Origin of the sequence: Rothia sp. HMSC068E02 (assembly GCF_001813565.1) — a bacterium.
Classification (GTDB): Bacteria; Actinomycetota; Actinomycetes; order Actinomycetales; family Micrococcaceae; genus Rothia.
Genome location: NZ_KV812886.1, coordinates 1 through 8,472 on the forward strand (window position 1 = coordinate 1; position 8,472 = coordinate 8,472).

At 60.4% G+C, this 8,472-nt stretch carries 6 protein-coding genes; 5 read left to right on the forward strand and 1 reads right to left on the reverse strand.

Annotation, left to right across the window (positions count from 1 at the left end; translation table 11 throughout):
* Positions 1–90 precede the first annotated feature (90 nt).
* Positions 91–1,377 carry an AI-2E family transporter gene (locus tag HMPREF2919_RS06445; RefSeq protein WP_070666856.1) on the reverse strand — a complete coding sequence of 429 codons (1,287 nt, stop codon included), beginning with the start codon at positions 1,375–1,377 and terminating at the stop codon, positions 91–93.
* A 293-nt stretch (positions 1,378–1,670) separates the two neighbouring features.
* Between HMPREF2919_RS06445 and HMPREF2919_RS06450 the strand changes: the two genes are divergently transcribed.
* The 5 genes from HMPREF2919_RS06450 (at position 1,671) to HMPREF2919_RS06470 (ending at position 8,398) form a co-directional block, all read left to right on the forward strand.
* Entirely contained in the window at positions 1,671–2,684 is a 1,014-nt protein-coding gene (locus HMPREF2919_RS06450; protein ID WP_070666858.1) for a co-chaperone YbbN, read from the forward strand.
* 317 nt (positions 2,685–3,001) lie between these two features.
* A complete protein-coding gene (locus HMPREF2919_RS06455) occupies positions 3,002–4,018 on the forward strand; it encodes an ABC transporter ATP-binding protein (RefSeq protein ID WP_049357676.1) in 1,017 nt (338 codons plus the stop codon).
* Positions 3,994–5,670, forward strand: a complete 1,677-nt coding sequence (locus HMPREF2919_RS06460; protein WP_070666860.1) for a transporter — start codon at positions 3,994–3,996, stop codon at positions 5,668–5,670. Before HMPREF2919_RS06455 ends, HMPREF2919_RS06460 begins: the two co-directional genes overlap by 25 nt.
* Before the next feature lie 295 nt (positions 5,671–5,965).
* Positions 5,966–6,265, forward strand: a complete 300-nt coding sequence (locus HMPREF2919_RS06465; protein ID WP_005506434.1) for a DUF3039 domain-containing protein — start codon at positions 5,966–5,968, stop codon at positions 6,263–6,265.
* 345 nt (positions 6,266–6,610) lie between these two features.
* A complete protein-coding gene (locus tag HMPREF2919_RS06470; RefSeq protein ID WP_070593482.1) occupies positions 6,611–8,398 on the forward strand; it encodes a DEAD/DEAH box helicase in 1,788 nt (595 codons plus the stop codon).
* Positions 8,399–8,472: the final 74 nt, after the last annotated feature.

An 8,472-nucleotide genomic window follows, 5' to 3' on the forward strand; every position in this document is an offset into this window, starting at 1 on the left:
ACCCGGAATGATTCGGAAAGGAAGAGCATGAGCGCGTAGAGAACCTAGAGGGGACTCTACAGCTGGGAGGCGACTACAACTGGGCGGTGACTATAGTTGGTCCTGGCGAGGAATGAACACCTCACGCACCAGAATCAGCATGGAAGCCGCCACCGGAATAGCAATCAGCGCGCCCAGCACGCCCCATAGCGCGCCACCGGCAGCCACCGAAATAATCGCAACACCGGCAGGGACCGACACAGCGCGAGCCATAATACGCGGAGAAATCAGGTACGCCTCCACCTGCAAGTACAGGAAGTACGCCACCGCAAACCACAGCGCCAGACTCCAACCCTGAGTCAGCAGAATCAGCGAGGTCAAAATCAGCGCAATCACGCCACCAACCAGCGGAATGAACGCCAGAATCATAACGACCAAAGCCATCAACTGCGGGAAGCTAAAGCCCAAGAACAACATTATGAAGAATGCGAAGAGGGCGTTCAGAATGGCTACCATCGCCTGGCCCATCACGTAGTTACCCACCGACTCAGTAATCTTGTCGGTAATGTACTTGACACGCACACGCTTAGACGCCGGCGCCAAACGCACACCCCACGCCTTAATCGTGTCCATCGACGTGAGGAAGTACAGGGACAGGAACAGCACAATAATCACGCCGGTCACGCTCTGCGCCAGGGTAGAACCCGCAGAAACCAGGCTCGACATGAAGCTATTGACCTGCGAAGAGGAGAACGTCGACTCCAAGAACTTAGGGACGTTCTCATTCACCCAGGTGCTGATGCTAAAACGCTGATCAAGCTCGTGGTACCAATCAGAATCAATCGTGTTCTGATAAATACCCGGCGCGTACTGCACAAACTTAGACGCCTGCTCGCTAATGACCGGGCCAATCGTCATCACCAGACCGGTCACAGCGCCAGCAAAACCAGCAAGCACAGCAATCACGCCGATACCGCGCTTAATGCCCCAAGACTCCAGGCGGCGCACAATCGGGTCCAGACCCAGAGCAATGAAAATAGCACCGGTCACCCAACCCACCAGGGCACCCACATTATTGAAAATGTAGTAGGCGAAGAGCGCCAGACCCACGCCCACGGTCATGAGGAAACCAAAAGCGACCGGGTTATGCATCATCGAGGTCTTGCCGTTGCCGACCACCTTCGGTGCGGGAGGCGCATCCTCAGAAGCGGCGGGGACCACCGGAATGGTATCCGTAGGAGGCATGGACGCGCGGCGGCGCTTGGAACGCACCTGGCTAATGCTTTCGGTTATCTCGCTGAAGGTCTCCGTTAACTGATCGGTGAGGGATTCCTTCTTGCGCGTCTCGGGGGACGATGTCGTCTCTGCGGGAGCTTCTGAGGCTTTCTTCTCGCTCATGCTCTTCCTTTCCGAATCATTCCGGGTATTTTTTCTCTACTGTGCCATTCTACCGGCTGGTTTACTTTGTTACGGCGTCCACGGTGAATCCCAAGGACAGGGGAGTGCATGTGGGAGAGGTATCTGCGCGCTGTTCAAGGATTAGCCTAAGCGCTAGTCCCTGCATGAGCTCAGAGCGTAGGCGGCAGGGAACGCGCGCTCGCAACGGCGCATTGTGGGGATAATAGAGGAAGGAACGCGTGAAGGATCTAGCCTGCACGCAACAATAGGTACAGAACGTAAAGGAGCCCAGGATGAGCATTATTTTTGATCCGGCAGACCGCGGCGCATCCCAGAACGCGGCACAGGGTAACGTCGCGCAGGGTGGTGCAGCGCAGAACGGGGCTGTGCAGAACGGGGTAGCGCAGGAGATTCCCGCCTCCGTACGCAACGCCATGGAACTGAACCCCAACGCGGCACAGTCTGCTGGTGCACAGGGCGGCGAGCAGGCCCCCTCCGCTCCCACCTGGCGCTACGAGGTCAACACCCCCGAAGAGTTCCAGAAGTTTGTGCAGCTCTCCAGCCAGGGTGCCGTGATTTTTGCGCTCTACGCACCGCACTCGCCGTCCTCCCTGCAGATGCTTGAGGGCGTACAGAAGCTCGTCGACTCCGCCGCGGGTAGTATGATTTGCGCCGCCGTGGATGTCACCAAGCTCCCCGAAGCTGCCCAGGCATTCGGCGTGAGCGGTGTGCCCGCGGGTGTTGCCGTTCTGGCGGGCCGCCCGGCACCGATTTACACCGGCCCGGTCAGCGCAGAAGACCTCGGCGATGTGCTCTCCCAGGTTCTTCAGCTCGCGGCACAGTACCAGCTGCCCGGCGGCTTCGACCCGGTCGTTCCCGAAGACGAAAAGCCCCTGCCGCCCCTGCACGCAGAAGCCGTCGCTGCCCTCGACCGCGGCGACCTGGAGGGTGCCCGCGCCGCATACCGCAAGGCAATTAGCGAGAACCCCGGCGATAAGGAAGCGAAGCTCGGCCTGGAACAGGTTGAACTGCTTGCCCGAGTGAAGGACCTGGACATGGCAACCGAACGCGCGGCGGCCGCGGCAGACCCCATGAACATTGACGCCGCGTTCAACGTAGCCGACCTGGACCTGGTCGGTGGCCATGTGGAGGACGCGTACAACCGTCTGCTGCGCCTGTTCAGCGCGATAGGTCCCGATGATAAGGCGCGTGTGCGCGAGCGTCTCGTGCAGCTCTTCGACGTGGTGGGTGCATCTGACCCGCGCACCGTCAAGGCGCGTGCGGCACTGACTATGGCGCTGTTCTAAAAGGCGCTGTCGCCTGGGAAACGTCATGAGCCGGTCTAGCTAGCTCTGGCTAATCTAGGCGGCTGAAACGTTGAATACGGACGGGCTATCGTCTACCCCCGCACTCGGGCTGCGGGGGAGGCTGTAGCCCGTTCTGCGTTCGCGGGTTTGAGCGGTTTTAAGGGTGGGGAGAGCAGGCGACTCAACCTGTCTGATAGCGCGGTTGGATGGCATCTATAGCACCCCGAAATGTCCATATTATGCATTGTGAGTACTTAATAATGCAGGTTTCATCACCAAACCTGCTAGACCTCATGGGGGGGTGGTAGGGTGAAAATATGAACACTAGTCACTTTCCCCAGGACCCGAACCCGCAAGAACCAGGTTCACCGCAGAACCCGGTACAAGAGACCAGCCCGGTACAAGAGACCGCAGTAGAGGCAACCCCCGCCGCGGCAGTACCTCAAGCTATAGTCCCCGAATTTGCAGCGCCGGAAGCTACAAACCTCGAGCCTGTAGCGCCGGAAGCTGTAGTTCCCGCATCGGTAGCACCGCAGCTACCCGTCACCCCGCAGACTATACCTGCAGCTGGCGCTCGCCCCGCCATCGAAATCCGCGGCCTCACCAAGGCATTCGGTCAGAAGGTCGCCGTCGACCGCATCAACCTCGACATCCCCTCCGGATCCTTCTACGGACTGGTCGGCCGCAACGGCGCCGGTAAAACCACCACCATCTCCATGGTCACCGGCATGCTCAAGCCCAATGAAGGCACCGCCTACGTGCGCGGCATCGACATGTGGGCCGACCCGCTCAAAGCCAAAGCGCACCTGGGTGTGCTGCCCGACGGCGTGCACCTCTTCGACAAGCTCACCGGCGAGCAGCTCATCACCTACTCCGGCTACCTGCACGGAATCGATAAGGAAACCGTTGCCTCCCGCGTCAAGGACCTGCTCGCCGCAATGGACCTGACCGACGCTGCGGGCCGTGCCGTTGCTGACTACTCCGCCGGTATGACCAAGAAGATTGCGCTCGCCGCCGCTCTCGTTCACGCGCCCTCCGTGCTGATCCTGGACGAGCCCTTTGAGGCGGTCGACCCGGTTTCCGCCGCTAATATTCAGGACATTCTGCGTGGCTTCGTTGCCTCCGGCGGAACTGTCATTATCTCCTCGCACGTGATGGACCTTGTCCAGCGCCTGTGCGACCACGTAGCCGTCATGGACTCCGGCCGTATTCTCGCCGCCGGAACGGTCGATGAAGTACGCGCCGGCATGAGCCTTGAAGAACGATTCGTGCAGCTGGTCGGCGGCCGCACCTCCTCGGAAGGATTGTCATGGTTGGGCACCTCGTCTCACTAAAGTGGCAGTATGTGCTCGCCGCCTTCCGCCGCAGCATCTGGGCACTGATCGGCCTGATTTTTGCGGCGCTCTATGCGGGCGGCATGCTCTTCGGCCTCGGCTCCGCATACTTTGTCGCTAACTCGGAGGTACCCGAATACGGTCAGCTCGGAACCCTCCTGGTAGGCGCGGTTATTGCGCTCGCCTGGGCTATTGTCCCCATTTTCTTTAGCGGACTGGACGGCACCCTGGACGAGAGCCGATTCGTGCTCTTCCCCATCAAGCCCTCCACCCTGCAGAAGGGCCAGTTCCTCGGCGGGTTCGTGGGTATCCCCGGCATTGCCAGCATCATTGCCGTGCTGCTGGGTGCGATCGCGTTTATATCGCAACCGCTCGCGCTGGTCGTGTACCTCATCTGCTGCGTGCTCGGCCTTGCGAACCTCATGGTGTGGGCTCGTCTCGCCAACCGCCTGGGCATGGCGTTGAATGATAACCCGCGCATCGCCAACACCCTGATGATCGTTGCCATGCTACTGATGATGAGCGCCGGCTTTATCTTCGGTGGAACGATAACCTACCTGACCAAGCACTGGGAAGAGGTGCTGCCCTACCTGCCGTGGCTCAGCGTGACGCCCTTCGGGTCGGCATTTGCGGTGCCCTACTTTATGGCGACCGGCAATATGGGTACCGCCCTTGGTTGCCTGGCTCTGACCCTCGTCTACCTGGCTGGCGGATGGTGGCTGTGGGGTAAGAACCTGGCACGCTCCATGGCGAATGTGGGCGGTAGCGCGCACCACGCGAGCGCAGCTGAAGTCGCCGCGGGTGATTTGGGTCTGTTGGCACGGTTCCCCGCAACCCCGCGTGGTGCCGTGGCGGCACGAACCCTGCACTCATTTCTGAAAGACAACCGTCTGCAGCTGCTGACCGCAAGCACCGCCATGCTTTACCTGATACTGACGGTGGCTATGCCCCTGTTCCTGAGCTCTGTAGGCTCCTTCGAAAGTCGGGCCAGTTTTAACGGCGTCAACGCGGCTGAAGCTAACCAGATCATCAATAGCGGCGTGATGCAGCTCTTCGGATTCTGGATGTACTTCTGCACCGTCTTCACCGGCTACTACATGTGCTACCTCGTCTCCTACGACAACACCGCATTCAGCCTGCACGTGCTCTCCCCGCTACGCGGTATTGACGATCGTCTCGGCCGTCTCTGGGGTTACAGCATCCTGATGGTTCCGATCGTGGTGGTGATGGTGTTCGTCGCCTCAGCGGCAAATGGACACCTGGAGCTTTTCCCCATCGTGCTGATGCACCAGCTGGGCGTGCTCGCCGCAGCGGCTGGTATGGGCAGCGTGATGGACACCTTCATTAGCCCGCCCGTGGCGCCTCCGGGTGCTAACCCGTTCAAGAACCCGAAGAACAATGAGGGCTTCGCTAATCAGTTGCTGCTCATGCTCACCGTAATTCTGGTGATGCTCAGCGCGCTACCCGGCGGTATCTCGGTTGTTGTGTACATTTTCGTGACCCAAGATCTACTAACCCTCGTCTACGGTGGCTTGATTCAGCTGCTGATTGGTGCCGCACTGCTCGTGGGCGGCGTGGCATGGGGCGGTCACCGCTACGACAAGGTCAGCTCCAAGATGCTGGAGCGTGTGGCACGCTTCCAGGCGAACTAACAAGAGTCGAAGCTCCAGCACATCAGGAATAAACGAGAGGGGTTCCGTGTTAGGTACTAAGTCTGGCGCGGAACCCCTTTTCTGTGCCGCACGAATTTCTAGCCCCGAACTTCTAGCGGAAAGAAGCTCACCGCAATACCTAAGAGTCTATGGTTGAGCTGTGGTCTGCCTCCATATTGACCACCCGGGGGCTCAGCACCTCCCAACTGCTACTAAAATAGAGAAAGTGCTGATCACCCAACCGTGCAGCGGCACCCCTCACCCTATGTATCCCACCTCATCATCAAGGAGAAACATGAGCTCGATCGAAGGCATCGAAGACCCCTTTGGCCCCGGAACCGCAGGCGGCACCGCCCTGCTCGAACGCGAAGAAACCCAGCTTTCTGAGCCCGGCGACCACGAGCGCTTCTCCCACTACGTACGCAAGGAAAAGATCCTCGAATCGGCGCTGACCGGTGAACCCGTACGCGCCCTCTGCGGCAAAATGTGGGTACCCGGCCGTGACCCGCAGAAGTTCCCCGTCTGCCCCCAGTGCAAGGAAATCTACGAAGGCCTCGCACCCGGCAACGACGGCGACAACGGCTCCGGCGAATAATACGCGCCAGACGACACGCTTCAGACAACACAACCGGGGCGATACAACCTGGGCGATACGCCTGAATAAATACGAATAAATAACACGCCGCAGCAGCAAGACTCAACGGCCCAACACCGCTCATGAGACTTTGCTGACGAGCACCAAATTCTTGCACCACAGCCCGGCCCAACCCGCGGATGTGGTGCTAGAATTTAACCTCGCTGTGCCCGGACCGCCAGAGTGCTAAGAACACCAGCGCACTAGGAACACCAGAGTGCCCACCACCTCCATACGGGGGGAGGAGCGCCCCTGCGCTGAGTCGGCGGGAGGAATCAGTAGAGGCAGAAGAGGAAGAAGGAGAGAATGAGCGCACCCGCAGAGGAACCCACACTATTTGACAGTATGGTGAAGCCGAAGCTCTCCCCGGCATACCCCGACCGCGCCCCCTGGGGTACTTCCGTCAGCTTGCGTGCCTGGCAGGCAGAAGCCATGCAGAAGTACTTCGAAACCAACCCCCGCGACTTCATGGCAGTCGCAACCCCCGGCGCGGGTAAAACCACGTTCGCGCTGACCCTCGCCAAGGAACTATTCAACCGCGGCACGGTCCGCCAGCTCATCGTTGTGGCGCCCACCGACCACCTGAAAAAGCAGTGGGCAGACGCCGCCGCGAAGGTCGGTATTCCCATTGACCCGAACTTCAAGAACGCGGATGTGACCATCAGCCGCCACTACAAGGGTGTGGCGCTGACCTACGCGCAGGTGGCGAATAAGCCGCAGCTACACGCCCGCAACACCGAGGAAACGAAGACCCTCGTAATTTTTGACGAGATTCACCACGCCGGTGATTCGCTGTCCTGGGGCGACGGCCTGCGTGAAGCGTTCGACGACGCGACCCGCCGCGTGGCGCTGACCGGTACCCCGTTCCGTTCGGACACCTCCCCGATTCCGTTCGTCACCTACGAGGTCGACAATGACGGTATCCGCCGCTCCAAAGCGGACTACTCCTACGGTTACGGCCCCGCGCTGAAGGACCACGTGGTGCGCCCGGTCATCTTCATGGCGTACTCGGGCCAGATGCGTTGGCGCACCTCCGCCGGTGAGGAAATGGCGGCAAACCTCGGCGAAGGTTTCACCAAGGACATTACCTCCCAGGCGTGGCGAACCGCCCTCGACCCCAACGGCGAATGGATCCCGACCGTACTCGCGGCGGCCGATAAGCGCCTGACCGAGGTGCGCCGCACCGTGCCCGACGCCGGTGCGCTCGTCATCGCCACCGACCACGCGGACGCCAAAGCCTACGCAGAGCAGCTTCAGAAAATCACCGGCGAATACCCCGCCGTGATTCTCTCTGACGACCGTGAAGCCTCCGCAAAAATCGACGAATTCCGTGAAGGCATGCAACGCTGGATGGTTGCCGTGCGCATGGTATCCGAAGGCGTGGACGTGCCCCGCCTCGCCGTGGGCGTGTACGCCACCAGCACCAGCACCCCGCTGTTCTTCGCGCAGGCTATTGGTCGTTTCGTGCGTGCCCGCAAGCGCGGCGAAACCGCGTCCGTGTTCCTACCCTCGGTGCCGCAGCTGATGATGCTCGCCAACGACATGGAAGTAGAACGCGACCACGCCCTCGACCGTGGCACACCCCAGGAAATCGACCCTATGGTTGAAGGCCTGGACGATCACCTGCTCGAAGAAGCAAACCGCGAGGAGCGCGCCTCCGAGCAGCTGGCACGCGGCAAGTTCGAGGCGCTCGGCTCCGAGGCGTCCTTCCACGGTGTGCTGTTCGACGGCGCTGAGTTCGCCTCCGGCAACCTTGCCGTGGGTAGTGAGGAGGAGCAGGACTTCCTGGGTATTCCGGGCCTGCTGGATGCCGAACAGGTCGGTACGCTGTTGCGAGCGCATCAGCGTGAGCATGCGGCACGCCGCCCGGCGACTGCGGCGCCTTCGGTGGTGGATCACCGCCAGTTGAAGGAGCTACGCAATAAGCTGGCGAAGAACGTGGCAGCGTGGTCGATTCGTTCGGGTCAGCCGCACGGCGTGATTCACAATGAGCTGCGTAAGATTTGTGGCGGCCCGGCGGTCGCGCAGGCTTCTGCGGAGCAGATTCAGGCGCGTATCGATAAGCTGTCGGACTGGTTCGTGGGTCGACGCTAGAACGTGGATAGAACGTAAAGAAAAGCCCCGCGAGTGAGTGTGAACTGCCTCCCGTTTCTTGGACAACAAAAATA

Coding starts and splice junctions, on each gene's coding strand:
- HMPREF2919_RS06445 (WP_070666856.1), bottom strand. CDS start 1,377: ATGAGCGAGAAGAAAGCCTCAGAAGCTCCCGCAGAGACGACATCGTCC.
- HMPREF2919_RS06450 (WP_070666858.1), top strand. CDS start 1,671: ATGAGCATTATTTTTGATCCGGCAGACCGCGGCGCATCCCAGAACGCG.
- HMPREF2919_RS06455 (WP_049357676.1), top strand. CDS start 3,002: ATGAACACTAGTCACTTTCCCCAGGACCCGAACCCGCAAGAACCAGGT.
- HMPREF2919_RS06460 (WP_070666860.1), top strand. CDS start 3,994: ATGGTTGGGCACCTCGTCTCACTAAAGTGGCAGTATGTGCTCGCCGCC.
- HMPREF2919_RS06465 (WP_005506434.1), top strand. CDS start 5,966: ATGAGCTCGATCGAAGGCATCGAAGACCCCTTTGGCCCCGGAACCGCA.
- HMPREF2919_RS06470 (WP_070593482.1), top strand. CDS start 6,611: ATGAGCGCACCCGCAGAGGAACCCACACTATTTGACAGTATGGTGAAG.